Origin of the sequence: Marinilactibacillus sp. Marseille-P9653, assembly GCF_916618885.1 — a bacterium.
In the GTDB taxonomy this organism is placed as follows: Bacteria; Bacillota; Bacilli; order Lactobacillales; family Carnobacteriaceae_A; genus Marinilactibacillus.
Genome location: NZ_CAKAKH010000001.1, coordinates 1,629,257 through 1,655,011, shown reverse-complemented (window position 1 = coordinate 1,655,011; position 25,755 = coordinate 1,629,257). Strand labels below are relative to the sequence as shown.

Sequence of the window (25,755 nt, the reverse complement as noted above, 5' to 3'; positions counted from 1 at the left end):
ATTGGTGAGAAAATAGAGTTTCCAAAAAACTATGATCGGTATCTATTTAAAGCAGAAAATCATCTGAAACTTAATGAGTTACCAAAAGCGTTAGAAGCCATCGAACGGGCCTATGAACTAAAAAGAGAAATCGAGGGTAATTTACTGTATGTAACCATTTTAATACAAGCGGAAAAGTACGATGAAGCATACGACATGACAGCTGATTTCGAAGAACAGTATACGCAAGATCCCGAGTATGGATCATTATTTATGTATCTTCTGATCAAAACCAACCAATTAAAAGAAGCTGAAAGGTTTCTTAACCAGTTAAATCAACTAGATTCTATACAGGAATCAGAGAAAAGCAGTTTAAGAGAACAATTGGATGAAGCACTTCTTCTTGAAGAAGAAAAAGGTAACGCTAAAAAATTAGAAGTACTCAAAAAGCTATACGCCTTTTCAGAATATTCTATAGAGGAACAGCTAAACTTAATTGGAGAATCTGTAATTATCGAAAACAAAGAATTGTCTGGCGTTGTAAATAGTTTGTTCGGGAATCCCTTTGTAGATGAACACATCAAAGCATTGTTTCTGCAGCGATTGATTCAAAGTGGATACGAAAGTAGCGTCACATTAAATGTATTAGACCAAGAAGTCACGGTAAATCCGAACACCTTGGAAGAATTTGATCAAAATCCACTTATCAAAACCTTAAATTTAGAGCTTGAGAGCGCTCTTGAAAAAGATCCTAGCTTAATGATGATGATCAAACCAGAACTTAATGGACATCTTTTAAGATTATATCCAGTGATTGATACAATCATTGAAGATATCAAAGTCTGGGTGGATATTTATGTGGATCGTTATGCTTTTGAAGAATCTGTTAAATCTGCTGAATCAAACAGACCAGATGAAAAGATAAGAATGAAGAAATGGATTGATGCAATTACTTTTGAAAACACTTGATTTGTGCGGTTTGTATTTACTTTTAGTCTAAACTATTGTATGATAACCTAGTATGCGTAATATGCTAAGTGAATAAGATGTCAAAATAATTCGAGTTCGATTTTATATCGATCTTGAAGAGTATAGGTTAAATTTTATTGAATTTGACAAGTATCTCACTTAATTACAGATAATAAAAAAGAATTTCGGAGGGTAAAATAGTTATGGCAACTAATTTTGAAAAAACAGGTGCTACATCTGGACGTTTAACATTTTCAATTGATCAAGAAACAGTAAAAAATGGATTGGATCAAACATTCAAGAAAGTTCAGAAAACTCTTAATGTTCCAGGATTCCGTAAAGGCCGCGTTCCACGTAAAATGTTCAACCAAATGTACGGAGAAGCTGCGTTGTATGAAGATACATTAAACGATTTATTACCTGATGCTTACTCTAAAGCAGTTGAAGAAGCTGGAATCGATCCAGTAGCTCAACCAAACATTGATATCGAATCAGTTGAAAAAGGTCAAGACTGGAAATTAGTAGCAGAAGTTACTTTGAAACCAGAAGTAGAGCTTGGACAATATAAAGAATTAGAAGTAACTAAACAAGACCGCGAAGTTACTGACGAAGCAGTTGAAAAAAATCTTGAAACTCGCCGTGAAAACTTAGCGGAATTAACAGTTAAAGATACTGCTGCTGAAAATGGCGATACTGTTGTAATCGACTTTGAAGGATTCAAAGGAGATACTGCTTTTGATGGTGGAAAAGGAGAAAACCATTCATTAGAATTAGGTTCAAACTCATTTATTCCAGGATTCGAAGAACAACTTGTAGGCGTTAAAGCTGGAGAAGAAAAAGACGTAACGGTTACTTTCCCTGAAGAATATCAAGCAGAAGACCTAGCTGGTGAAGAAGCTGTATTCAAAGTTAAAGTTCACGAAGTTAAGTCTAAAGAACTTCCAGAATTAGATGACGAGTTTGCTAAAGATGCTGACGAAGAAGTTGAAACTTTGGATGAGCTTAAAGCTAAAATTCGTAAAAACCTAGAAGAAGGTCGCACAAATTCTGCTAACGATGCCCGTGATGACGAAGCTATCCGTAAAGCAGTTGAAAATGCTAAAATTGAAGAGATTCCTCACGAAATGGCACATGACGAAGTACACCGTCAAATGGACATGTTCTTGAACAATCTACAACAACAAGGCATTTCTCCTGAAATGTACTATGAAATGACAAATTCAACTGAGTCTGATCTTCACAAGCAATTTGAAGGCGAAGCAGAATTTAACGTTCGTACAAACCTTGTTTTAGAAGCAATCGTTGAAGCTGAGAAATTAGAAGCTGACGAAGCTGATATTGAAAAAGAAATCAAAGATTTAGCTGGTCAGTACAATATGCCTGAAGAACAAGTACGTAGCGTACTGTCTCCAGACTTATTGACTAGAGATATTTCACTTAAAAAAGCAATCGATTTGATTACTTCTACTGCGAAAGAAACTTTAGAGCCAACTGAAGAATCAGCTGAATAATCAATAAAATTAGATTAGTTGATCTTACAATCAGTTTCTCTGTAAATGAGACAACTGATTGTAACTATATGAAAAGGGAATGCTATTGCAGCATTCCCATTTTTCATAATAAAAGTAGTCTTTATATAGAGTCACAGTATTGGCAAGCACACATGTTCTATGTTACTATATGAAAAGTGAGAAGATTTTGAAGAATTGAGGTGAACCTGCCATGTTTGATAATGATGAAGAACAATCTGGAAATATCTCTTGTTCATTTTGTGGTAAATCACAAGATCAAGTTAAGAAGATTGTTGCAGGTCCAGGAGTATACATTTGTAATGAATGTATAGATCTTTGTAAAGAGATTATGGATGAAGAATTTAATAAACAAGTTTACACTGAAGATACTGAGGTTCCTAAACCTCAAGAAATTAAAGCAATTCTAAATGATTATATTATTGGCCAAGATGCAGCCAAAAAAGCTTTGTCCGTTGCTGTGTATAATCATTATAAACGCGTCAACAACTTATCAAATCAAGAAGATGATGTTGAATTGCAAAAAAGTAATATCTGCTTAATTGGCCCTACAGGATCTGGTAAAACTTATCTTGCTCAAACGCTAGCTCGTATCTTGAATGTACCATTTGCTATTGCAGATGCTACGAACTTAACAGAAGCGGGTTATGTTGGTGAAGATGTAGAAAATATCCTATTAAAACTACTTCAATCTGCTGACTATGATGTTGAACGTGCACAGTACGGTATTATCTACGTCGATGAGATTGATAAAATTGCCAGAAAATCTGAGAATGTATCGATTACTCGAGATGTAAGTGGTGAAGGTGTTCAACAAGCTTTGCTGAAAATCTTAGAAGGAACAACTGCAAGCGTTCCTCCTCAAGGTGGACGTAAACATCCTCATCAAGAACTGATTCAGATCGATACAACAAATATCCTCTTTATCGTTGGTGGCGCTTTTGATGGAATTGAAACGATGGTCAAAAATCGTCTTGGGGACAAAGTGATTGGATTTGGTGCTTCAAATACTCGCAAAGGATTCGATGAAAATGCTAGTATGATGCAACAAATCATTCCAGAAGACCTGCTAAAATATGGTTTAATACCAGAGTTTATCGGTCGTCTTCCAATTACTGCTGTTCTTGAGAAACTGACGGAAGAAGATCTAGTCGAAATTCTGACCAAACCTAAGAGTGCATTAGTTAAGCAATACATGAAGTTGATGCAACTTGATAATGTGGAGTTAGAGTTTGATGACCAAGCATTAATAGAGATTGGTAAGAAAGCAATAGAACGAGATACAGGTGCTAGGGGTCTACGCTCGATCATTGAAAGTATCATGATGGAAATCATGTTTGAAGTACCAAGTCGAGACGATATTCAAAAAGTAATCATTACGCCAGAAGTAGTCGTTGGAACGGGTAGTCCCGTCTATTACGATCATGATGGAGAACTGGTCACTGTTTAAGATGTTTAGGAAAGATGTCTCTTATTAGGGGCATCTTTTTTTACATTAATAGTTCGATCTTTGTCACACGTTTGTAACATAAGAGAGGTGTGTGACACACTCTTTAAATAAGTTCTTTAAAATATTTTTGATTATGATATACTTATACAGGATTATATCAATCGAAATAAATTATATTTAGGAGAAAAATAGATGAATACAGATAAAATTCATTATGCAGAAATCGTAATCAGCGCAGTTTCTCCGCTTCAATATCCAGACGATGGACTTCCAGAAATTGCATTAGCTGGACGTTCTAATGTAGGTAAATCTTCTTTTATCAATACAATGGTAAATCGAAAAAAATTAGCGAGAACCTCTGGTAAACCAGGAAAAACGAGAACGTTAAATTGGTTCAATATTGAAAACTCTTTATTCTTTGTAGACGTTCCGGGATACGGCTATGCCAAAGTCTCGAATGCGGAACAAAAAAAATGGGGAGACATGATGAATATCTATTTCTCAAGCAGAGAAGAACTGACTTTAAGTATTCTGCTCGTTGACTTAAGACATCATCCAACAGAACTTGATATTCAAATGTACGATTTTTTGAAGTACTATGATTTACCTGTATTAGTTGTAGCGACTAAAGCAGATAAAATCAAGAAGTCAAGACGAAATAAACACATCAACCAAGTTGTTCAGACTCTTCAATTAGCTACTGAAGATAAAGTCATCATGTTTTCTTCCGAAACACGGGAAGGAAGAGAAGAAGTCTGGAATGAAATACTTGCTAGTACAAGGAATGATCATAATTGAAACTATTAATGTATGGTGTAAATCAAGATACCGTATCTATTGATGATATCGATCGATATAAACTTAGTGAGCAAGAAAAGATGACGCATCTAGAAGATATTAGTGCATTTTCAGGAGTACAGGAAGTGTGTATCATATCTTCAGAGGTCCGTAGCGAGTACTATTTGAATGTTGACGAAAAGAGTTTCAAGCATGGTGATCTTTTAAGGTATCTTTCTAAACACACAGATAAACCTTTAAAAGAAATCATTTTGGAAACTTATAGTAAATTCAATAAAGATGTTATCAACCACTTATTATCAACTTTAAGTGGAATGGAGACTAAAGCTAAAGGTTCTCTCGCGACGCTAAAATATGCTGAAGCCGCTATGAAATCAGCTGATGAAAAACAGGTTCTAGGCAATGTCCTTAGAAAACTATTCCAAAAAGCTATTGATTTTTCAAAAAAAATGCGTATTTCTGAAGCCATGCGTCCTCTCTATCTTACAGATCCTTCTAAAACGATTGAGATACTTAAAGATAGAATGGATTCACTTTCAGAACAGAAATTTGTGTTGTTTGGGACAGATTATGATACGGTTCATCTAGCTAAGTTACTACTGGATTTGGATGCAGAATCGATTACAGTGATCCATCAGGATGCTGAAATCAGTCAAAAAATGATTTCTACGCTAAAAGATTGGGTACATTTAACAAATTCAGAAGAAAAACAGACCCGTCTACATGCTGCAGATTTAACTTCTGTCGGTTTTAGATTTTGTAATGCGGATGGTATCATTGTTGCTTCTTCATTTGATAGTGAACTTTTATCCGAAGAACTTATGATGCGTATTGAAAACATACGGCAAACCGAGAAAAAGCAGGTTGTTGTAGATTTCTCAGAGGAAAAACAGGAAGCCTTTAACTTATTAGGTTCTCTAGTACAGTATGAAGCCCCGAGTACGTATCATAATAATGATTTTTCAGATGAAGAAATTTCGAATGCAGAACTCTTTTTCGAAGAAAATATGACGCAAGTAACTGAACGTTTCATGGAAGAATATCAACAAATGACTGAATTGTCTTTAAATCAGGACCCGAATCGAGCTTATTTCAATTTAGCAGTTGGTTCAGAAGGATCCTTTGACTCAATATCCAGGCCATCAAAAGCTTAATTGTTAGTTGAAAGCTGACCGGTGCTTATAATGGATTGAATTGAATACAAAGAGAAGCGGGCCTGTCCCGCTTTTATTATGCTCTCATTTAAGATGATTAGTATTATAAGATGTAATAGTGTAAAATGAAAAGTAAGAGTACTGCACAGGAGAGAAGGATTTATAGATGTCAATGTTTTTAGATCAAGTAAAAGTAAATGTTAAGGCAGGTAATGGCGGAGACGGCATGGTTGCTTTTAGACGTGAAAAATATGTACCAGATGGCGGACCGGCTGGTGGAGACGGTGGTCTCGGAGGGAACATTATCTTTGTAGTGGATGAAGGTCTTAGAACCTTAATGGATTTCAGGTACAATAGACACTTCAAAGCTAAAAACGGGGACAACGGAATGTCCAAAAGTAAGCATGGCCGCGGAGCACAAGACCTTTATGTGAAAGTACCACCTGGTACAATTGTAAAAGATGCAGAAACCGGACAGATGTATGCTGACTTAGTCAATCACGGTCAAGAAGCTGTTATTGCAAAAGGTGGACGTGGCGGACGTGGGAATATTCGTTTTGCGACACCTCGTAATCCAGCACCGGAGATCGCTGAAAATGGTGAGCCTGGTGAAGAAAAAGAAATTGAGCTTGAATTAAAAGTTCTTGCTGATGTAGGTTTGATTGGTTTCCCATCTGTTGGTAAATCTACTTTACTTTCTGTTGTTTCAGCGGCTAGGCCAAAAATTGGTGCCTACCACTTTACAACAATCGTACCAAATCTTGGCATGGTAGAGACGGATGAAGGTCAAAGTTTTGTACTGGCAGATATGCCTGGACTGATTGAAGGTGCTTCTCAAGGCGTGGGTCTAGGAATTGAGTTCCTTAGACACATTGAGCGTACAAGAGTACTCCTTCATGTTGTCGATATGAGCGGAATCGAAGGAAGAGTTCCAATCGATGACTATATTACAATCAACAATGAACTAGAAGAATATGATCTTAAGTTAAGAGAAAGACCGCAAATCATTATCGCCAATAAAATGGATATGCCAGACTCTGCCGAAAATCTTCGTATTTTCAGAGAAAAATTAGATGAACTTGAAGGGTCATATGAACTCTATGAAGTCTCAGCTTTATCTAAACGTGGATTAACGGCTGTATTATCTAGAACTGCTGAGTTACTTGAAACGACACCTGAATTCCCACTTTATGATGAGGAAACTGAACAAGAAGAAAGAGTATTGTACAAACACACTCCTTCAGTTGATCACTTCAATATCATGAGAGAGCCTGATGGTACTTGGGTACTTTCAGGAGAAAAACTTGAAAAACTATATAAAATGACGAACTTTGCCCACGATGAATCGATCATGAGATTTGCTCGTCAGATTCGTGGAATGGGTATAGATGAAGCACTTAGATCAAAAGGTGCTAAAAATGGCGATATCGTTCGAATTGATAACTTTGAATTTGAATTCGTCGAATAAAAATCATCAAGTTTGAATTAGAAATAGGGGACAGTTATGGATTTATTATTTTTAGGAACTGGGTCCGGGGTTCCGGCTAAACACAGAAATGTTTCAAGTATCGCATTGAAGCTGCTTGAAGAAAGAAATAGTATTTGGATGTTTGACTGTGGAGAAGCTACTCAGCACCAGATTCTGCATACTACCTTAAAACCTAGAAAAATCGAGAAAATATTTATTACGCATATGCATGGAGACCATATCTTTGGTCTCCCGGGTTTGCTCAGTAGTAGAGCTTTTCAAGGTGGAGAAACACCATTAACAATATATGGTCCAGTAGGCATTAAGCAGTATGTTCTGTCAAGTCTGAGATTTTCAGCTACTCATATAAAATATCCAATAAAATTCGTTGAATTTAGCGATAATGAATGCATTTTTCAAGACACACAATTTAAAGTAACGGTTAAAAAGTTAAAACATGGTATTCCTTCTTATGGATTTAGGATTGAAGAATCTGATCATGAAGGTACATTACAAGCGGATGCATTGAAGGCTGCTGGTGTACCTTTTGGTCCTATGTTTGGTAAACTTAAAAATGGCGAAAAGGTCATACTTGAAGACGGTACGGTTATTGATGGAAAAGATTTTGTAGGACCTTCCCAAAAAGGAAGAGTGGTTACAATTCTTGGAGACACAGTGAGAACAAGTGCGAGTATCGAGTTGGCAGAAAATGCCGATGTGCTAGTTCATGAGAGCACATTCACGCATAAAGATGTTAAACTGGCAACAAGTTATAATCATTCAACGAATGTCCAGGCTGCCGAGACCTCTAAACAAGCAAATGCAAAAAAACTTTTATTAACGCATATTAGTGCTCGTTATTTGAGTAATGACGTCTATGAAATGCAAAAAGAAGCACAGACTATTTTTTCGGAAACTTATGTTATGCAGGATCTTAAAGAAATCTCTATCCCACTTGCAAGAGAAGGAGACGAACTTAAATGATGGAACTTAAAGATAAAGTCGTTTTGATTACTGGTGCTTCATCAGGAATTGGTGAAGAAATGGCATATGCTGCTGCTAATAAAGGTGCAACCTTAATTTTATGTGCAAGACGAAAAGATAAACTTGAAGAAGTCAAAAATCGATGCTTGAGTACGACGACTTCGGATGTGTATATTTATCCTTTAGATGTTTCTGATCCTGATGCAATTGAAGAAACAATGAATAAAGTGAAAACAGAAGTTGGTACGGTAGATGTATTAATTAACAATGCTGGTTTTGGTCATACAGAAGAATTCATTAAATACGACTTAAACAAAGCAGAAAACATGTTCAGAGTAAATGTTCTGGGCGTTATGTACTTAACTCAACTAGCGGCTTTGCAAATGGCTGAAAAACAAAGTGGACATATCATAAATGTTGCTTCGATTGCTGGTAAAATAGCTACACCTAAATCTGCTGTCTACTCTGCTACTAAATTTGCTGTAATCGGCTTTAGTAACGCACTGAGGCTCGAATTAGCACCACTGAATATCAAAGTAACAACAATCAATCCGGGACCAGTAGATACTGCCTTTTTTGATGAATTTGATCCATCTGGAAGTTATCTGGAGAAGATCCAAGCTTTTGTACTGACTAGCCAAGAAGTAGCTGAAAAAACCATCGATATCATTGGTATCAATAAAAGAGAAGTCACTTTACCATTAAGTTTGAATATTGCTTCTAAATTTTATTCTATGTTCCCTAGACTGGGAGATTACATCATTTTGAACAATTTCGATATGAAGTAATTCACTATAAATGAAATAATTTACTTAACATGTTATTCTTCAATTAGAATAGGTTAAAAGGGGACAAGAATAATGAAAAAACAATGGAGTTTTGTTGGTGCGTTTATTTTATTTTTATTGGTTGCGATCTTATCTGTATTGAATGTTGATCCAGTACCCATTAATTTTGGTTTCGCAACATACGAATGGCCTTTGATTATCGTCATTTTAGGAGCTCTTCTTTTAGGAGCGCTTATTGCAACATTACTGTCAACTGTTAAAATTTACCAAGAATCTAAAACACGTAAAGAAGCAGAAAAATCTTCAACTCAAGCTAAAGAGCACGAAAACGCTAGAGTAAATGAGCTAGAAGATAGATATAATAAAGAAATTGATCAGCTTAAACAAGAAATTAGAGTTAAAGAAAAAGCGCTTCAAACAGAAAAGTCTAAAAGCACGATGAATACAACACCTACATCTGTTGAAGATGAAACTTTATAATATAAGATAGGAGAACCCTATGAATAAAGAAAAAATTGCCATTATGGCAGATTCCGGAGCAGATGTTCCTGAGGAGATTAAAGAGAAATATAATATTAAAGTGATCCCCTTAAAGATTATCTTCAAAGACGGTGAATATACTGATAAGGTAAACATCACAGCTGAAGAAGTCTATAAACGTATGGAAAATGAAATTCCTAAAACGTCTCTTCCGGACGGAGAAATCATTAAAGGGATTTTCGATGAAATCAAAGCTGAAGGATACGAAAAACTTCTAGCCATTACGATTTCAAGTGGTCTTAGCGGAACAAATAATATGGTTAGATTAGTTGCAAAAGACTATAAGGGGCTTGATGTTTTTGTTTTAGATACTAAGAATATTGGTATCGGCTCCGGTCTATCAGTTGTTGAGGCTGCTCATCAAGTTGAGAAGGGATTAACGTTTGAGGAAATCAAACAGAACCTTCAAAAAAGTGCAAATAAAGCAAAAGTTTACTTCCATGTTCCAACACTTGAGTATCTTCAAAAAGGTGGGAGAATTGGATTGGTTCAATCAGTACTAGGAAGTGTATTGAACCTTAAGCCAATCATTACTTGTAATGAAGATGGTATCTATACTACAATCGCTAAAGTACGAGGGAAAGCCAAGTCTATTAACAAAACAATTGAGTTAGTTGAGACTTATGCTGCAAACTCTACTAAATACAATATAGGCGTTGCTTATGGTGGAGAGACAGCAATAGAGGAAGCCAAAGCTATTCGGGAAGATCTTAAGAAAAGATTGCCAAACTATGAACATATCTTTTTCGATCAAGTTAGTCCAGCACTCGGTGTGCATACAGGACCAGGTTTGATCGGGATAGGCGTCCAGCTTCTAGACGAAAAATAGAACTAAAAGCAAGAGCTCTGGAGTAAGTATTGCCATTGCTCATGCTTTTTTTATTGTGAGAGTAATCGATTCAAGGAGTGGATATATTGACTTTTAAACAATCAAAGAAATGGATCATTAATTCTAAAAACGACTCAGAAAAAATACAGGAGCTTTCTGAACAATTAAATCGTTCACCCTTTTTTATTAATTTGTGCCTCAATAGAGGGTTGGAAACCAAGGAAGAAATCCTTAGATTTATCAGTCCAGATGAGTCTTGGTTTCATGATCCATTTTTATTGCATGGTATGCAAAAAACTGTAGATAGAATTTCTGAAGCGATTGAATCTGGCGAAAAAATTATGATATACGGAGATTATGATGCAGATGGTGTAACTAGTACAGCAATCATGTACGAAACACTGGAATCCATTGGTGCAAACGTGGAGTACTTTATTCCTGATCGCTTCGTCGATGGATATGGTCCCAATGTAAAAGCCTTTACCTATTTTCAAGAAAACGGAACGCAACTGATTATTACAGTAGATAATGGAGTCGCAGGACACGAAGCCATTCAAAAGGTTCAAGAAAATGGTGTAGATGTTATTGTCACTGATCATCATGAAATACCTGATTCGCTTCCAGCAGCTTTTGCGGTCATTCATCCAAATCACCCAGAAGGCACTTATCCATTCAGAGATTTGTCTGGAGCCGGAGTAGCTTTGAAGCTAGCTACAGCGCTTTTAGGAGATTTACCAATCGAACTACTAGATTTAGCGGCAATTGGAACAATCGCTGATTTGGTCTCCTTAACAGATGAGAATAGAGCCATTGTGGACTTTGGATTAAAAGCACTCAAGCAAACTCAAAGAGTAGGTGTTTTGAGTCTTTTTAATGCTTTGTCACTTTCTCTTAAGGAAATTGACGAAACAACTATCGGTTTCAAAATTGCTCCGCCTATCAATGCAATTGGTCGATTAGGAGACGCAACGCCCGTTGTAGAATTACTGACAACTTTTGATGAGGAAAAAGCACAAGAAATTGCGACCTTACTGAATACTAAAAACAAAGAAAGAAAAGAGATTGTATCTAAAATATCAGGAGAAGCACTTGAGCTTTTAAAAGAACAAGAAACGTCTTCCGTTTATGTTTTAGCAAAAGAAGGATGGCATGAAGGTGTATTGGGCATCGTCGCTAGCCGAATTGTCAGTGAAACTGGGAAACCAGCTGTTATATTGAATATTAATCCTTCCACTCAAGAAGCTAAAGGTTCTGCTAGAAGCATTAAAGCCTTTAACCTCTATGAAAGTGGCAACAAAATAAGAGGTTTATTCAAACACTTTGGTGGACACCAAATGGCAGCAGGGATGACTTTACCAGTTGAGAATATACAAGCTTTAAAACAGGCATTGAACGAAGAAGCAGAAAAACTTCAAGAAACAACTGATTTTATGGACGAATTGGCTGTAGAAGAAGAAAGTAAGATAAAAGATATCAATGTGGAGGCAATCAAAGAGATTGAACTGCTGAAACCTTTTGGAACAGATAATCCAAAACCAGTATTCCTTTTTTCAGAGGTTACACCCATAGATGCTAGAGCCATTGGAGCAGATCGCACGCACTTGAAATTAAAAGTAGATCAAGAGGGTACACCTCTAGATGTTATTGCCTTTAATTATGGATCAATCGCGGATGCATTAAAATCAGATACACCAATTTCAGTAGTTGGTACAGTAGAAATCAATGAATGGAACGGAAATAAAAAACCTCAAATGCAGTTAACGGATATGAAGTTCTTGAATCAAGTCATCATAGACAAGAGAACCACTGATCTAAAGAAATCAGATCTACTGATGGAAGGCGTTACGTATCTTTTTTATGATAAGCAGAATTTTACTAAGTATAGTCCCTTTGTGACGGATAAATCGGATAGCTTATTGATTGCAACAACGGAAGATGCTTTGAATTTTGATGCTCAAAGAGCTTATGTCATTGTAGATTGTCCTGAGTCGTTGGAACTAGTTAAAAATACGGTACTTCATAATGAAGAACAAACCTTATACTGTATCTTTTATACAAAAAGTAAAGATTATTTACTTGGTATGCCTTCAAGAGAACAGTTTGCTAAATTATATAAATTTTTAGCAAAACATAAGAATATTAACCTTAAAGAAAAAGGAACATTACTTGCAGATTATCTAAAAATGGATAAAACGATTCTAAAGTTCATAATCAGGGTGTTTTTAGAAGCCGGATTTGTTACAATAGAAGGCGGACTGCTCAGTGTGAATTCTGAGGCGAGTAAAATGGCTATTGAAGAGACAAAAGTTTACAAGCAGAGACTTGAAAATATCGCTGTTGAAGAAACCGTTGTTTATAGTTCATTCAAAGAACTGACAGAGGCACTGAAAAATATAAAATAAATGCGTTTGTATAATAAAAGGAGACTTATAATGGATTTAAAAAATTATGTAGCAGATGTTCCCGATTTTCCACAGGAAGGTATTACTTTTAGAGATATCTCCCCATTGATGGCTGACGGAAAAGCGTACAGTGAAGCGACTCAAAAAATCGTAGAATACGCTAAAGACAAAGAAGTGGACATGATTGTTGGACCAGAGGCAAGAGGCTTTATTGTTGGTTGTCCTGTAGCTTTTGAATTAGGGATAGGCTTTGCTCCATGTCGTAAAAAAGGCAAACTACCGAGAAAAACTATTGAAGTGAACTACGGTTTGGAATATGGTAGTGATGTCCTTCAACTACACGAAGACTCAATCAAACCTGGACAAAAGGTTTTAGTGTGTGATGACCTGTTAGCTACTGGTGGAACAATTGCTGCTACGATAGAGCTTGTTGAAAAGCTTGGCGGCGAAGTTGTTGGAACAGCATTCTTCATCGAATTGAAAGACCTTAAAGGTCGAGATAAAATTAAAGGTTACGATATCTTCACTCTAATGGAGTACTAAAAGTAAAAAGTACTGTATATGTCTTAAGACTGGAAGTTGAAATCAGTCTACGACAGTACAGTACTTTTTTATTGATTTTCAAGTAATTTCTTTTTGTGTGCATTTCCCCATTGATGAAGGGCATCAAGAATGGGTTCCAAGGTTCTACCATACGTAGTAACGGAATACTCGACTCTAGGGGGAACTTCTGGAAAAACTTCTCTGGTAATAATCATTTGGGATTCTAGTTCACGTAATTGCTTAGTCAACATTTTTTGTGTGATTTCCGGAATAGCTCTCTTGATTTCACTGAAACGCATTGGGCTGGTGTGCATCAAATTCAATAAAATAACAGGGGTCCACTTACCAAACAAGATGTCTAAAGGTTCGTTTACTTTGCAATGTTCCGGTTCTAAATCAGATATCATCTGTACACCTCCAATAGTATATTAAGTATACTATAGCACTATAAAGTACCTACTTCAATAGATAGAGAATCATGATATAATTAACTTACTAATTATAAGAGGAATGATTAAATTATGATCAACAATCGAATCTTACCAAAAATTGATGAAAGCAAAGGGCTTGAGTTTGGTTTATACACACTTGGAGACCACTTACCAAATCCACATACAGGAAAAAGAATTTCTGCTCAACAAAGAATCAAAGAAATTATAGAGACAGCTGTACTGGCTGATGAAGCAGGCTTAGATATTTTTCAGCTTGGGGAATCTCATCAGGATCATTTCGTATCGCAAGCACATATGATTATCTTATCAGCTATAGCACAAGCAACAAATCAGATAAAAATATCATCAGGGTCAACCATTATCAGTACGTCTGATCCGGTTCGTGTTTTTGAAGATGCAGCAACAATTGATCTATTATCTAATGGTCGCATGGAAATCGTAGCGGGCCGTGCTTCAAGAGTTGGATTATACGATTTACTAGGATATGATCTTAGGGACTACGAAGCGTTATTTGAAGAAAAGTTCGACTTATTACTAGGAATCAATGAAAATGAAAGATTGAGTTGGAAAGGGGAATACCGTGCACCTTTAAATGATGCACACGTTATACCTAGACCAGAAAACGACCAGAATGGCCTACCAATATGGAGAGCAGTGGGCGGCTCTTATGCTTCTGCACAAAAAGCAGGATTAATAGGTGTTCCGATGTATCAAGCTCACTTGGGCGGACCGGCATCTGAATTCAAGAAGCCGATTGATCTTTACAGAGAAACGGCAGCAGAAGCTGGGTACGATATTAAAACATTACCAGTAGCAACAGCAGGCTTCTTTTATGCCAGCACTAATAAGATGGATGCATTTAGAGAATACTATCCCCATGTTAATGAAGGAATGAAGAAAACAAATGGACAAGGATTTCCTAAGCAAGCATTTGCTCATGGACAAGACTATAGAAGTGTCATAAACGTAGGAGATCCTGAATTGATTATTGAAAAAATACTTTATCAGCATGAATTGTTTGGGAACCAGCGCTACATTGCCCAACTAGATTTTGGTGGTGTTACCATGGATGATATTAAGAAAAATATTGATATTATTGGTGAAAAAATCTTACCAGCGATTAGAAAGTACACTAAAAAATAAGGAGTAGATTAGATGGATATCGTCGTATTAGCAGGTTCAAACGTAGGAGAGAAGTCTTCTATAGTGGCTGAAAAGGTCATGACTGAACTTAGAGTAAAGTATGGCGGAGATCATTTATACACGCTATTAGATCTTAAAAATTATGAGATGCAATTTAGTGATGGAAGAAATTATCTTGATTATACTGGAGATAATAAACTGATCACAGAAACCATTATGGCAGCGGATATCCTTATTATCGCGACACCGATATTTCAAGCATCCATACCCGCAGTACTAAAAAATGTCTTTGATTTACTACCACAAAGCGCTTTACAGAATAAAGTTTCGGCAATCATTGCAACAGCAGGGTCAAATAGACATTATTTGATACCAGAACAGCAACTTAAGCCAATCCTCAGCTATATGAAATCCAATATTGTTCCAAATTATGTTTTCTTGCTGGATACAGACTATACAGCTGGAAAAATTAATAACGACGATATCCATTTCAGACTTGAAAAACTGATTGAGGATACAGTTATACTGGCAACCGCTTATAAAGGAATCTGGGAATCTCAAGAAGAAGCATACGGATTCTAAAAAAGGCAGACATGACTATGAAGTGTTTTACCTTCATAGCATGACTGCCTTTTCGTTTTAATCTATTTTAGTAGATATGGGATCTGTATAAAGAAACAACCTTACCTAAGATAGAGACATCAGATAATATAATCGGATCCATCGTATCATTTTCTGGTTGAAGGCGAATGTAGCCTTGTTCTTTATAGAATCTTTTACAGGTTGCTTCTTCTTCATCGGTCATAGCAATAACGACGTCACCATTCTGAGCAGATTCTTGTTTTCTAACAATAACTTGATCACCATCAAAGATTCCGGCATTAATCATACTATTACCACGAATCGTTAACATGAAAAGATTGCCTCTTTCAATTTCTAAATCATTAGGAATTGGGAAATAATCGGTTGCTTCTTCAACAGCTAAGATCGGTTCTCCGGCGGTAACAACACCTAATAATGGAATATGATTTTCAAATTCATCAATTCCAATTTTGATTAACCCTTCTTTAGTGAATTCAATTGCTCTAGGTTTTGAAGGATCCCTTAAGATAAAACCATTTTTTTCTAGTCTAGCTAAATGGCCATGCACAGTAGAAGTGGAAGACAATTCAGTGGCAGACCCAATTTCTCGAACGGTAGGTGGATACCCTCTTTTGTTTACTTGTTCATGAATATAACGTAAAATTTCGATTTGCTTTTCGCCTTTACGGCCTCTAGTAGTCATATCGTAACACCTCATCCCTTCAAATTATCGTTTAAATTAAGTATAATAGTAGTCTAGTGTATGATTCAGTGAATATGAGTTCACAATGTTCGTAAACTTTAGTAAAATTATATCATATACCGAACATCTAATCAAACGAATGTTCGAAATAAGCGAGCATTTCCCTAGGAAATTAGATTTTCAAGCAATTTTGTATTACAATGGTTGTTCGCAATAGGATGTACTGAAAGAAAAAGTCTAGGCTAGAAAGCCTAATAGGAGGATATAAAATGTTAGCAAAAGACCAATTAGATAGAATCAATGAGCTAGTTAGAAAACAAAGAAGTGAAGGATTAACACCGGAAGAAGTATCTGAACAGAAAGACCTAAGAGAAAAATATATCAAAGCTTTTAGATCTGGTATGAGAAATCATATAGAAGGAATGAAAATTGTAGATCCAGAGGGCCAAGACGTTACCCCTGAAAAACTCAAGGGAATTCAAAAGGACAAAGGGATCCATAATAGAGATTAATCTACTACTAATTGAAGATGTACGGACAAATTTAAGTATGTTCTATGAAAGCGTTGAATAAAATTAATTTAAATAGTACAATGATTAAGAGCGTTACCACTTTTAGCAACAGGAAGGAATGAGTTACTTGTTTGATAAAACTGATCAAATGGCTGTAGATACAATTCGAACTCTTAGTATTGACGGCGTTCAAAAAGCAAATTCTGGACACCCTGGATTACCAATGGGTGCTGCACCAATGGCTTACACACTATGGACACGTCACTTAAATGTTAATCCAAAAAATTCGAAATGGTTCGATCGCGATCGCTTCGTTTTGTCTGCTGGACACGGATCAATGTTACTTTATAGCTTACTGCACTTAGCAGGATACGATGTAACAGTTGATGATTTGAAAAATTTCCGTCAGCTAGGTAGTCGTACACCAGGACACCCTGAAGTACATTATACTGATGGTGTTGAAGCAACGACTGGTCCTTTAGGGCAAGGTGTAGCGAATGCAGTAGGTATGGCTATGGCAGAAGCGCACTTGGCTTCAACTTATAATCAAGAAGATCACAACATCGTTGATCACTACACGTATGCACTATGTGGAGATGGAGATTTAATGGAAGGCGTATCTCAAGAAGCAGCTTCTCTTGCGGGACACCTTAAATTAGGTAAAATGATCATGCTTTATGATTCCAACGATATTTCTTTGGATGGACCTACTTCAAAAGCTTTCACTGAGAACGTTGGGAAACGTTTTGAAGCTTATGGATGGGAACATATTCTTGTTGAAGATGGTAACGATCTAGACGCTATCGACAAAGCAATCACAGCTGCTAAACAATCAACGGATAAACCAACTTTAATTGAAGTTAAGACTGTTATCGGTTTTGGTGCTCCTAATGCAGGAACACATACTGTTCACGGCGCTCCTCTTGGAGCAGAAGGTGTAACGGCTGCTAAAAAAGCTTATGGATGGGAAGGCGAAGACTTCTTTGTACCAGAAGAAGTTGCCCAAAGGTTCAAAGAACTTATGGTTGAAAAAGGCCAAAAAGCAGAAGAAAACTGGAACAAAGCGCTTGAAGATTATACAAGTGCGCACTCAGAACTCGCTGAGAAATTTAAACTAGCCTTAAGTGGAAATCTTCCAGAAAATTGGGATGAATCATTACCAGTTTATTCTATAGATGACAAAGCTTCTGCTACAAGAGCAACAAGTGGAGAAGTATTGAACGCATTGTCTGATTCAATTCCAAACCTTTGGGGTGGATCTGCTGACTTATCAGGTTCGAACAACACGATGATGAAAAATCAAACTGATTTCCAACCTGGTCAATATGAAGGAAGAAATATCTGGTATGGTGTTAGAGAATTTGCTATGACAGCTGCCTTAAACGGTATTTTATTACACGGAGGAACAAAATCATACGTAGGAACATTCTTCGTATTCAGTGATTACCTTCGCCCAGCTGTACGTCTTGCGGCTCTTTCTAGAATTCCTGCGATTTATGTATTGACACATGACTCAGTTGCTGTAGGAGAAGACGGTCCGACACACGAACCCGTTGAGCAGTTGTCTAGTTTCAGAGGTATGCACAACCTTTCTCTAATCAGACCAGCGGATGGTAATGAAGTAGCGGCTGCTTGGGAGATTGCTTTGAAATCTACTGACAGACCTACAATGCTCGTGTTAACTCGTCAAAACCTGCCTGTTTTAGAGAACTCTAAAGAAATGGCTAGAGAAAATGTTAAAAAAGGTGCGTATGTTATCTCACCTGCTGAAAACGAAACACCTGAAGGTATTTTGATTGCTACAGGTTCTGAAGTTGCCCTAGCAGTTGAGGCTCAAAAAGAGTTGAAAGCTCAAGGCAAAGACGTTTCTGTTGTTTCTATGCCAAGTACAGACTTGTTCGACATGCAATCTTCTGAATATAAAGAATCAGTATTGCCTGCTTCAGTAACAAAACGTGTTTCTATTGAAATGGGCTCATCATTTGGATGGGACCGTTACACTGGAACTTATGGTAAGAGTGTCGCAATCGACAAATTTGGTGCAAGCGGCAATGGACCAGCTGTAGTAGAATCATATGGCTTCACACCAGATAACGTTGTTCAAACGTATCTATCATTAGGCTAATCAAAATAACAAATCAAACTAATAGAGATCAAGATTGATCTACCTTAAAGAAGAGAAAGGCTGCTGCCTTTCTCTTCTTTAATATCAGTAATTAGTTGTCTCATTTGAGTGTTTTGAAATATAAAATTCACTTTTGGTTTATTTTTCTGTCTAAGTTGTGTAGAATAGTTGAGTGAGTGTTTCGAATCATACTTGCTTTTATAGAAGTCCAAAAGATGATTCTGAATATACTAGAACGTATAGAAAGGAGTTAATGAAATGAATACAGGACTTGCAATAACTTTAATTATCCTAGCTTTAATTGTTGGACTGGTTGGAGGATTCTTCATCTCTAGAAAATATATGATGGATTACTTTGAAAAAAACCCACCAATTGATGAAAATATGCTACGAATGATGATGCTGCAAATGGGTCAAAAACCTTCTGAAAGAAAAATCAATCAGATGATGAGCCAGATGAAAGCACAAAACAAAAAGAATCCAAAAAATAAAAATAAGAAGTAATAAGTTTTGACTAATGAGCTTATTTAGTCAATAATCACATTACGAATCAATTATGTGTAGCGGGCAGCGTCTTTGCCCGTTCTTTTTTTCAACACGTATGACACGGTGTCATAATTAGTTATATTGGGTAAAGGGGTAAAAAACTAGAGAATAGGAGAAAAACGTACATGGATATATTCAAGCGGTTAGGATGGTTTTTCCGTAGAGAAAAAAAATCATACATGATTGGGATTTTTTCCCTCGTTACAGTGGCATTACTCCAACTGATCCCTCCTAGAATCATAGGAATCGTAGTGGATGAGATTGAGACAAATAGTATTACGAGCCAGTCATTAACATTTTGGCTGGGTATTCTGGCGGCGTCTGCAGTTGGACAATATGTATTTAGGTATATTTGGCGCATGAAAATTTGGGGAAATGCTGCAAAACTGGAACAGTTAGTAAGAGAGCAATTATATAATCATTTTACCAGTATGGACAGCCAGTTTTTCCAGAAGTATCGTGCTGGAGACTTAATGGCACATGCTACAAATGACCTAAGAGGTTTGCGAATGGTCGCGGGTGGCGGTATTTTGACAATGGCGGATGCCATTAGTGTCGGGTTGACAACATTACTGGCAATGATTTTCCTCGTTGATTGGAGACTGACGCTTTTAGCGGTATTCCCATTACCTTTACTAGCAATCACTTCAAGAATTTTAGGTCGAAAACTACACCTACGATTTAGAGACGCTCAAGCTTCTTTTTCACAATTAAATGACAAGGTACAAGAAAGTATTCAAGGTGTGAAAGTCTTGAAAACATTCGGACAAGAAAAAGAAGATATCGAAGAATTTAAGATTCAAACAGACAACGTTGTCGCTAAAAATAGATTGGTTTACAAAATAGACTCCCTGTTTGATCCGGCCATTACGCTTATTATGGGGGTGTCTTATTTCCTTACCATACTAGTCGGTGGAATTCTGATTACTGGAAATGAAATTACAATTGGTGATTTTGTCACGTTCATCAATTATATAGGGATGCTCGTCTGGCCAATGTTCGCCATAGGTAGATTGTTCAATATTATTGAAAGAGGGTCAGCTAGTTACGACCGGATAGAAAACCTTTTAAGAGAAGAATCTTCTATTGTAGAAAGAGATGGATCGATAGAAACACCTATAAACGGTGATCTTGATTTTGATATCAAAAAATTCTCTTATCCAGATGATGAGACAGTTACTTTACAAAATGTTCACTTCAAGTTAAATAAAGGTCATACAATGGGGCTTGTCGGTAAGACTGGAGCAGGTAAAACAACCATATTAAAATTACTGCTGAGAGAGTATGATGCTTACAAAGGGCATATTCAGTATGGCGGTCATGATATTAGAGATTACACGTTAAATGCTTTACTCCAACAAGTTGGATACGTGCCTCAGGATAATTATTTATTCTCAACAACGATCAGGGATAATATTCGATTCGCTGATCCTACCATGCCTCAAAGTGTTGTAGAAGAAGCTGCTAAGCTTGCGGATATACATGAAGATATTCTTAACTTACCAAATGGATATGACACGCAAGTAGGTGAGCGTGGTGTTTCACTTTCAGGTGGTCAGAAACAAAGGATTTCCATTGCGAGAGCGATTATTACAAATCCAGAACTCATGATACTTGATGACTCGCTTTCAGCAGTAGATGCGAAAACAGAGGAAAGTATTCTTTCTGGATTAAAACGTAAACGCCACAACCAAACGACAATTATCGCTGCTCACAGAATAAGCTCTGTTATGCATGCGGAAGAAATCATTGTAGTAGAACAAGGGACCATTGTAGAGCGCGGAACTCATAAAGAATTACTAGAGTTAGACGGTTGGTATAAAGACATGTATCAACAGCAACAACTTGAACAAAAACTGGAAGGGGAGGATATATAATGGAGCAGCAAGAAACCGCAAAGAACACAACGATGCCTTTTAAGCAACAGATGCATGTGCTTAAAAGAATTCTAAAATACGCTCATCCTTATAGATTCCAGTTTGTATTTGCCATTGGGTTAAGTATTATACTGGCAATCATCAATGCCATTCTTCCTAGAATCATACAAGTATTTATAGATGATCATATTACACCAGGTACAGCCACCTTGAGAACAATTATTTTCTTTGCAGCACTTCATTTTGGTGTTACATTGATTAGAATGATTGTATGGTATTTTGAATTGTACATTTTCAATATGGCTTCTGAAAAAACGGTTAAGAACATTAGAGAAAGTCTCTACACCAAATTACACAGTCTTGGCATGCGCTTTTTCGATCAGACGTCTACTGGATGGATCATTACAAGAGCAACAAATGATACAGAAGCGATGAAAGATTTTTGGAATGTTTTCTTGACCATTATGCAAGGTGTGTTCGGTGTAGTTATTTCATTAGGCGCAATGTTTTTCCTAGACGCATCGGTCGCTATATGGATTTTACTCTTTGCACCCGTTTTATTATTAGTTATCAGATTCTATCAAGTCTATAGTTCAAAAACCTATATTGAAATGAAATCTAAGTTAAGTTCTTTGAATACGAAACTTGCTGAGACCATCAATGGTATGTCAATTATTCAGCAATTCAGACAGGAAAGACGACTGCAGAAAGAGTTTGAGGAGACGAATCAATCTTACTATGATTCGAGATATTCAATGGTTAGAATCAATGCGATTCTGTTAAGCCCAGTGATTAACTTCTTATATACTTTGGCAGTTGTCCTGATACTCGCTCTTTTTGGAGTCAATGCACTGCAAAGTCCTGTAGAAGTTGGGATTATTTATGCTTTTACGTCCTATGCAAATGACTTCTTTAGACCATTAACAAGACTGATGGATAGTTTAAGCTTGTTCCAAGACGGGATTATTTCAAGTAGCCGTATCCTGACTGTTATGGACAATGAAGAATATGTACCTGAGCAAGAGGACAAACCTGATGCAACCATCGAAATAGGGAAAATCGAATTCAAAGATGTTTCATTTTCATATGATGGAAAGACAAACGTCCTTAAAAATATCAACTTCACAGTTAACCCAGGAGAGACGGTGGCTTTAGTGGGTCATACGGGGAGTGGAAAGTCCTCAATCATCAATGTCTTGATGCGATTCTACGATTTCCAGAGCGGGGAAGTTCTGATTGACGGTCGATCCATTAGAGAATACCCGATGAGAGAATTGAGACATAAGACAGGATTAGTCCTACAAGACTCCTTCCTTTTCTACGGAACAATCAAAGACAATATTAGAATTAAAAATGATCAAATCAAAGATCGGGAGATTATACAAGCAGCAAAATTTGTCCAAGCAGATCAATTTATTGAAGATTTACCTGGACAATACGATGCGAAAGTGGTTGAGCGTGGTGCAAGTTTCTCAAGTGGACAGAAGCAATTGATTTCGTTCGCGAGCACCATTGTTAGAGATCCAAAAATTCTAATATTGGATGAAGCAACAGCTAACATTGACACTGAAACAGAAGCTCTTATACAAGAAGGGTTGAACCGTATGAGAAAAGGGCGGACTACAGTCGCTATTGCCCACAGACTCTCAACAATTAGAGATGCCGATCAAATACTTGTATTAGATAACGGCAGAATTATCGAACGTGGTTCTCACGATGAACTGATTGCCAGCGGTGGAAAATATAAAGATATGTATGAACTACAAAATATTGGATTACAGATGAGTTAGAAAAAAGAATGGCCCTCAACATTAGAGGGCCATTCTTTTTTGTTATTTCTTTAATTGGTCAAGTGCTTCAAAGGACTGTTGGATTTTGTCTGAATAATACTGATTGATATCTTCAATGCCTTCAATCTTTCTTTCTACACAAAAAGGGTCACCAATTTTAACGACAGCTTTTTTTCGAGTGAAAATTTCTTTGATTGAATAAGGGCCTTCGTAAACAACAGGAACGATTTGACGTTTACTCATTCTCGCGATTGTTACAGCACCACCTTTAAGTTCTTGGGAGTGTCTTGTACCGGTCGGGAAAATCACTAAACTTAATTTGTTTTCTTTCAATATTTTAACCGGTTGTTTTATCGCACTTGGTTTTGGATTATCTCTATCTACGGGAAACGCATTTAACTTGGAGATAAACCAACCAAAAAATTTATGATCAAATAATTCTTTTTTAGCCATAAAACAGAATTGACGCGGACTAGCCGCCAATGCGATAAAAATAGGATCAATTAATGATCGATGGGGTGCAATGATCACGTAGGTTTCATCTTTAGGCAATTTCTCACGATTGATATAAGTTGGCTTACCATTAAAAATCAATATCAGAATTCGTACAAAGCCACGAACAAAAGAAAAGAACACGGATAAACACTTCCTTTAACAATTTCACTGAACCTCATTAGTATGCGATAATCATATAGAAGAATCAAGTTTTATTTTTTTGATTTGCAATTTGTATTTCTAATGTGTATACTTAAAGACGGTGTAAAAATACATCAAATTTCACACTTTGTTGGATGTAATGAAAGGTGCTCTGTAGCCATGGAGTCTTCATACAAGTGAAAACAGAGGAAGAAAAAAACCATAATGGAGGAATGTACAAATGGCAGTAGTATCAATGAAACAACTATTAGAATCAGGAGTTCACTTTGGACACCAGACACGTCGCTGGAACCCGAAAATGAAACGTTATATCTTTACAGAAAGAAACGGTATCTACATCATCGATTTACAAAAAACAGTTCGTATGATCGATCAAGCATACAACTATGTTCGTGAAATCGCTGAAGATGGTGGAACAGTTCTTTTCGTAGGAACTAAAAAACAAGCTCAAGATGCTATCAAAGAAGAAGCAATCAGAGCAGGCGCTTACTACATCAATCACCGTTGGTTAGGTGGAACACTTACTAACTGGGATACAATCCAAAAACGTATTACTCGCTTAAAACAACTTGAAAAAATGGAAGAAGATGGAACTTTCGAAGCACTTCCTAAAAAAGAAGTTGGTCTTTTGATCAAAGAACGCGATCGTCTAGAAAAATTCTTGGGCGGAATCAAAGATATGCCTAAACGTCCTGACGCTCTATTTATTGTTGACCCTCGTAAAGAGCACATCGCAGTAAAAGAAGCTCAAAAATTAAACATCCCTATCATCGCTATGGTAGATACAAACTGTGATCCAGACGAAATCGATGTAATCATCCCTTCAAATGACGATGCAATCCGTGCAGTTAAATTATTAACTAAAACTGTTGCTGACGCTATTATTGAAGGTAACCAAGGTGAAGAAGGATTTGAAGAAGAAGTTAAATCTGACTCACTTGATGAAATTGTAGAAGTTGTAGAAGGCGACAACGCATAATTTTTAATCTAACTACTAAAAATTAGGTACAATTCGATTAGGAGGAAAAACATTGGCAAACATTAAAGCAGCTCAAGTAAAAGAATTGCGCGACAAAACAGGCGTTGGAATGATGGACGCTAAAAAAGCACTTGTAGAAACAGACGGAGATTTAGACGCAGCGGTAGATTACCTACGCGAAAAAGGTGTTTCTAAAGCAGCTAAAAAAGCGGACCGTATCGCGGCTGAAGGTTTAGCAAACGTTTATGCAGCAGGAAACTCTGCAGCAATTGCTGAGATTAACTCAGAAACTGACTTTGTTTCTAAAAATGAAAAATTCCAAAACCTTGTTAAGGGTATTTCTAAAGCAATCGTTGAAAACAACCCTGCTACTGTTGAAGAAGCATTGGAAGTTGAAATGAATGGTGAAACTGTTGGAGCTGTCATTACTGAAGCAACTCAAACAATCGGAGAGAAAATCACTCTACGTCGTTTCGCTCGTTTAGAAAAAACTGACAACCAAGTTTTCGGTGACTATGAGCACATGGGTGGACGTATTACAGTTCTTGCACTTGTTGAAGGAACTGACAACGAAGAGATCGCTCGTAATGTTGCTATGCACATTGCAGCAATCAACCCTAAATACATCACTCGTGATGAAGTGCCTCAAGAAACACGCGATCACGAATTAAGCGTGCTTTCAGAACAAGCTAAAAACGAAGGAAAACCAGCTAATATCGTTGAAAAAATGGTCCAAGGCCGTTTAAGCAAATGGTTAGCTGAAATCAGTCTTGTAGATCAGCCTTACGTTAAAGATTCAGACAAAACTGTTGGTCAATACTTGAAAGAGAATGGCGCAACAATCAAATCATTCATCCGCTATGAAGTTGGAGAAGGAATTGAAAAACGTTCTGAAGATTTTGCTGCTGAAGTACAAAGCCAACTAGCTAAAAAATAAGGCATAGTCTTTAAAATGG

At 36.8% G+C, this 25,755-nt stretch carries 24 protein-coding genes; 21 read left to right on the top strand and 3 right to left on the bottom strand.

What is annotated here, in order from left to right:
• Positions 1 to 195 precede the first annotated feature (195 nt).
• From LG377_RS08105 to LG377_RS08050, 12 genes are all read left to right on the top strand, one after another.
• Positions 196 to 948: a hypothetical protein gene (locus LG377_RS08105; protein WP_225744163.1), complete on the top strand. Its 753-nt coding sequence runs from the start codon at positions 196 to 198 to the stop codon at positions 946 to 948.
• A gap of 203 nt (positions 949 to 1,151) precedes the next feature.
• Positions 1,152 to 2,459: a trigger factor gene (gene tig, locus LG377_RS08100; protein ID WP_225744162.1), complete on the top strand. Its 1,308-nt coding sequence runs from the start codon at positions 1,152 to 1,154 to the stop codon at positions 2,457 to 2,459.
• A 211-nt stretch (positions 2,460 to 2,670) separates the two neighbouring features.
• The gene (gene clpX / locus LG377_RS08095; RefSeq protein ID WP_225744161.1) at positions 2,671 to 3,927 is read left to right on the top strand and encodes an ATP-dependent Clp protease ATP-binding subunit ClpX; all 1,257 of its coding nucleotides are present in this window, start codon (positions 2,671 to 2,673) and stop codon (positions 3,925 to 3,927) included.
• Positions 3,928 to 4,119: 192 nt separating this feature from the next.
• Positions 4,120 to 4,725: a ribosome biogenesis GTP-binding protein YihA/YsxC gene (yihA, locus tag LG377_RS08090; protein WP_225744160.1), complete on the top strand. Its 606-nt coding sequence runs from the start codon at positions 4,120 to 4,122 to the stop codon at positions 4,723 to 4,725.
• Positions 4,722 to 5,879, top strand: a complete 1,158-nt coding sequence (locus tag LG377_RS08085; RefSeq protein ID WP_225744159.1) for a hypothetical protein — start codon at positions 4,722 to 4,724, stop codon at positions 5,877 to 5,879. Before yihA ends, LG377_RS08085 begins: the two co-directional genes overlap by 4 nt.
• A 166-nt stretch (positions 5,880 to 6,045) precedes the next feature.
• The gene (gene obgE, locus LG377_RS08080) at positions 6,046 to 7,347 is read left to right on the top strand and encodes a GTPase ObgE (RefSeq protein ID WP_305067556.1); all 1,302 of its coding nucleotides are present in this window, start codon (positions 6,046 to 6,048) and stop codon (positions 7,345 to 7,347) included.
• A 36-nt stretch (positions 7,348 to 7,383) separates the two neighbouring features.
• Complete coding sequence (rnz, locus tag LG377_RS08075; RefSeq protein ID WP_225744158.1) at positions 7,384 to 8,331, top strand: ribonuclease Z; 948 nt, start codon at positions 7,384 to 7,386, stop codon at positions 8,329 to 8,331.
• Positions 8,331 to 9,119, top strand: a complete 789-nt coding sequence (locus tag LG377_RS08070; RefSeq protein ID WP_225744651.1) for an SDR family oxidoreductase — start codon at positions 8,331 to 8,333, stop codon at positions 9,117 to 9,119. The genes rnz and LG377_RS08070 overlap by 1 nt, the downstream gene beginning before the upstream one ends.
• Before the next feature lie 72 nt (positions 9,120 to 9,191).
• Entirely contained in the window at positions 9,192 to 9,599 is a 408-nt protein-coding gene (locus LG377_RS08065) for a lipopolysaccharide assembly LapA domain-containing protein (protein ID WP_225744157.1), read from the top strand.
• Between the two features lie 19 nt (positions 9,600 to 9,618).
• Positions 9,619 to 10,488 (top strand): DegV family protein, encoded by an 870-nt coding sequence (locus LG377_RS08060; protein WP_225744156.1) that lies wholly within the window; start codon positions 9,619 to 9,621, stop codon positions 10,486 to 10,488.
• An 86-nt stretch (positions 10,489 to 10,574) separates the two neighbouring features.
• Positions 10,575 to 12,890 carry a single-stranded-DNA-specific exonuclease RecJ gene (gene recJ, locus LG377_RS08055; RefSeq protein ID WP_225744155.1) on the top strand — a complete coding sequence of 772 codons (2,316 nt, stop codon included), beginning with the start codon at positions 10,575 to 10,577 and terminating at the stop codon, positions 12,888 to 12,890.
• A gap of 30 nt (positions 12,891 to 12,920) precedes the next feature.
• Positions 12,921 to 13,433, top strand: a complete 513-nt coding sequence (locus LG377_RS08050; protein ID WP_225744154.1) for an adenine phosphoribosyltransferase — start codon at positions 12,921 to 12,923, stop codon at positions 13,431 to 13,433.
• Between the two features lie 68 nt (positions 13,434 to 13,501).
• Here LG377_RS08050 and LG377_RS08045 read toward each other — a convergent pair whose 3' ends face one another.
• On the bottom strand, positions 13,502 to 13,840 hold the full coding sequence (locus LG377_RS08045) for a helix-turn-helix domain-containing protein (protein WP_225744153.1): 339 nt from the start codon (positions 13,838 to 13,840) through the stop codon (positions 13,502 to 13,504).
• Positions 13,841 to 13,954: 114 nt separating this feature from the next.
• Between LG377_RS08045 and LG377_RS08040 the strand changes: the two genes are divergently transcribed.
• Positions 13,955 to 15,028, top strand: a complete 1,074-nt coding sequence (locus LG377_RS08040; RefSeq protein ID WP_225744152.1) for an LLM class flavin-dependent oxidoreductase — start codon at positions 13,955 to 13,957, stop codon at positions 15,026 to 15,028.
• A 12-nt stretch (positions 15,029 to 15,040) separates the two neighbouring features.
• Positions 15,041 to 15,610, top strand: coding sequence for an NADPH-dependent FMN reductase (locus LG377_RS08035; RefSeq protein WP_225744151.1), 570 nt, complete (start codon positions 15,041 to 15,043; stop codon positions 15,608 to 15,610).
• A 67-nt stretch (positions 15,611 to 15,677) separates the two neighbouring features.
• On the opposite strand, the gene lexA is transcribed toward LG377_RS08035, so the two are convergent.
• Complete coding sequence (gene lexA / locus LG377_RS08030) at positions 15,678 to 16,313, bottom strand: transcriptional repressor LexA (protein ID WP_225744150.1); 636 nt, start codon at positions 16,311 to 16,313, stop codon at positions 15,678 to 15,680.
• A gap of 269 nt (positions 16,314 to 16,582) precedes the next feature.
• Between lexA and LG377_RS08025 the strand changes: the two genes are divergently transcribed.
• The 5 genes from LG377_RS08025 (at position 16,583) to LG377_RS08005 (ending at position 23,163) form a co-directional block, all read left to right on the top strand.
• Positions 16,583 to 16,825: a DUF896 family protein gene (locus LG377_RS08025; RefSeq protein ID WP_225744149.1), complete on the top strand. Its 243-nt coding sequence runs from the start codon at positions 16,583 to 16,585 to the stop codon at positions 16,823 to 16,825.
• Positions 16,826 to 16,952: 127 nt separating this feature from the next.
• Positions 16,953 to 18,950, top strand: a complete 1,998-nt coding sequence (tkt, locus tag LG377_RS08020) for a transketolase (RefSeq protein ID WP_225744148.1) — start codon at positions 16,953 to 16,955, stop codon at positions 18,948 to 18,950.
• 258 nt (positions 18,951 to 19,208) lie between these two features.
• Complete coding sequence (locus LG377_RS08015; protein ID WP_225744147.1) at positions 19,209 to 19,454, top strand: YneF family protein; 246 nt, start codon at positions 19,209 to 19,211, stop codon at positions 19,452 to 19,454.
• A 167-nt stretch (positions 19,455 to 19,621) separates the two neighbouring features.
• Positions 19,622 to 21,373 carry an ABC transporter ATP-binding protein gene (locus LG377_RS08010; RefSeq protein WP_225744146.1) on the top strand — a complete coding sequence of 584 codons (1,752 nt, stop codon included), beginning with the start codon at positions 19,622 to 19,624 and terminating at the stop codon, positions 21,371 to 21,373.
• The gene (locus LG377_RS08005; protein WP_225744145.1) at positions 21,373 to 23,163 is read left to right on the top strand and encodes an ABC transporter ATP-binding protein; all 1,791 of its coding nucleotides are present in this window, start codon (positions 21,373 to 21,375) and stop codon (positions 23,161 to 23,163) included. The genes LG377_RS08010 and LG377_RS08005 overlap by 1 nt, the downstream gene beginning before the upstream one ends.
• Before the next feature lie 42 nt (positions 23,164 to 23,205).
• On the opposite strand, the gene LG377_RS08000 is transcribed toward LG377_RS08005, so the two are convergent.
• On the bottom strand, positions 23,206 to 23,799 hold the full coding sequence (locus LG377_RS08000) for a 1-acyl-sn-glycerol-3-phosphate acyltransferase (protein WP_225744144.1): 594 nt from the start codon (positions 23,797 to 23,799) through the stop codon (positions 23,206 to 23,208).
• 241 nt (positions 23,800 to 24,040) lie between these two features.
• On the opposite strand from LG377_RS08000, the gene rpsB reads away from it, so the two are divergent.
• Both rpsB and tsf read left to right on the top strand, forming a co-directional pair.
• Positions 24,041 to 24,799 (top strand): 30S ribosomal protein S2, encoded by a 759-nt coding sequence (gene rpsB / locus LG377_RS07995; protein WP_225744143.1) that lies wholly within the window; start codon positions 24,041 to 24,043, stop codon positions 24,797 to 24,799.
• Between the two features lie 52 nt (positions 24,800 to 24,851).
• The gene (gene tsf / locus LG377_RS07990; protein WP_225744142.1) at positions 24,852 to 25,736 is read left to right on the top strand and encodes a translation elongation factor Ts; all 885 of its coding nucleotides are present in this window, start codon (positions 24,852 to 24,854) and stop codon (positions 25,734 to 25,736) included.
• The last annotated feature ends 19 nt before the right edge of the window (positions 25,737 to 25,755 follow it).

What these genes read in the sequence shown, in the direction of transcription:
- lexA (WP_225744150.1), bottom strand. Translation starts at nt 16,313, where the DNA reads ATGACTACTAGAGGCCGTAAAGGCGAAAAGCAAATCGAAATTTTACGT.
- obgE (WP_305067556.1), top strand. Translation starts at nt 6,046, where the DNA reads ATGTCAATGTTTTTAGATCAAGTAAAAGTAAATGTTAAGGCAGGTAAT.
- LG377_RS08065 (WP_225744157.1), top strand. Translation starts at nt 9,192, where the DNA reads ATGAAAAAACAATGGAGTTTTGTTGGTGCGTTTATTTTATTTTTATTG.
- LG377_RS08045 (WP_225744153.1), bottom strand. Translation starts at nt 13,840, where the DNA reads ATGATATCTGATTTAGAACCGGAACATTGCAAAGTAAACGAACCTTTA.
- LG377_RS08050 (WP_225744154.1), top strand. Translation starts at nt 12,921, where the DNA reads ATGGATTTAAAAAATTATGTAGCAGATGTTCCCGATTTTCCACAGGAA.
- LG377_RS08070 (WP_225744651.1), top strand. Translation starts at nt 8,331, where the DNA reads ATGGAACTTAAAGATAAAGTCGTTTTGATTACTGGTGCTTCATCAGGA.
- LG377_RS08015 (WP_225744147.1), top strand. Translation starts at nt 19,209, where the DNA reads ATGAATACAGGACTTGCAATAACTTTAATTATCCTAGCTTTAATTGTT.
- rpsB (WP_225744143.1), top strand. Translation starts at nt 24,041, where the DNA reads ATGGCAGTAGTATCAATGAAACAACTATTAGAATCAGGAGTTCACTTT.
- LG377_RS08010 (WP_225744146.1), top strand. Translation starts at nt 19,622, where the DNA reads ATGGATATATTCAAGCGGTTAGGATGGTTTTTCCGTAGAGAAAAAAAA.
- LG377_RS08060 (WP_225744156.1), top strand. Translation starts at nt 9,619, where the DNA reads ATGAATAAAGAAAAAATTGCCATTATGGCAGATTCCGGAGCAGATGTT.
- rnz (WP_225744158.1), top strand. Translation starts at nt 7,384, where the DNA reads ATGGATTTATTATTTTTAGGAACTGGGTCCGGGGTTCCGGCTAAACAC.
- LG377_RS08040 (WP_225744152.1), top strand. Translation starts at nt 13,955, where the DNA reads ATGATCAACAATCGAATCTTACCAAAAATTGATGAAAGCAAAGGGCTT.
- yihA (WP_225744160.1), top strand. Translation starts at nt 4,120, where the DNA reads ATGAATACAGATAAAATTCATTATGCAGAAATCGTAATCAGCGCAGTT.
- tig (WP_225744162.1), top strand. Translation starts at nt 1,152, where the DNA reads ATGGCAACTAATTTTGAAAAAACAGGTGCTACATCTGGACGTTTAACA.
- LG377_RS08105 (WP_225744163.1), top strand. Translation starts at nt 196, where the DNA reads ATGACAGCTGATTTCGAAGAACAGTATACGCAAGATCCCGAGTATGGA.
- LG377_RS08025 (WP_225744149.1), top strand. Translation starts at nt 16,583, where the DNA reads ATGTTAGCAAAAGACCAATTAGATAGAATCAATGAGCTAGTTAGAAAA.
- LG377_RS08005 (WP_225744145.1), top strand. Translation starts at nt 21,373, where the DNA reads ATGGAGCAGCAAGAAACCGCAAAGAACACAACGATGCCTTTTAAGCAA.
- LG377_RS08035 (WP_225744151.1), top strand. Translation starts at nt 15,041, where the DNA reads ATGGATATCGTCGTATTAGCAGGTTCAAACGTAGGAGAGAAGTCTTCT.
- clpX (WP_225744161.1), top strand. Translation starts at nt 2,671, where the DNA reads ATGTTTGATAATGATGAAGAACAATCTGGAAATATCTCTTGTTCATTT.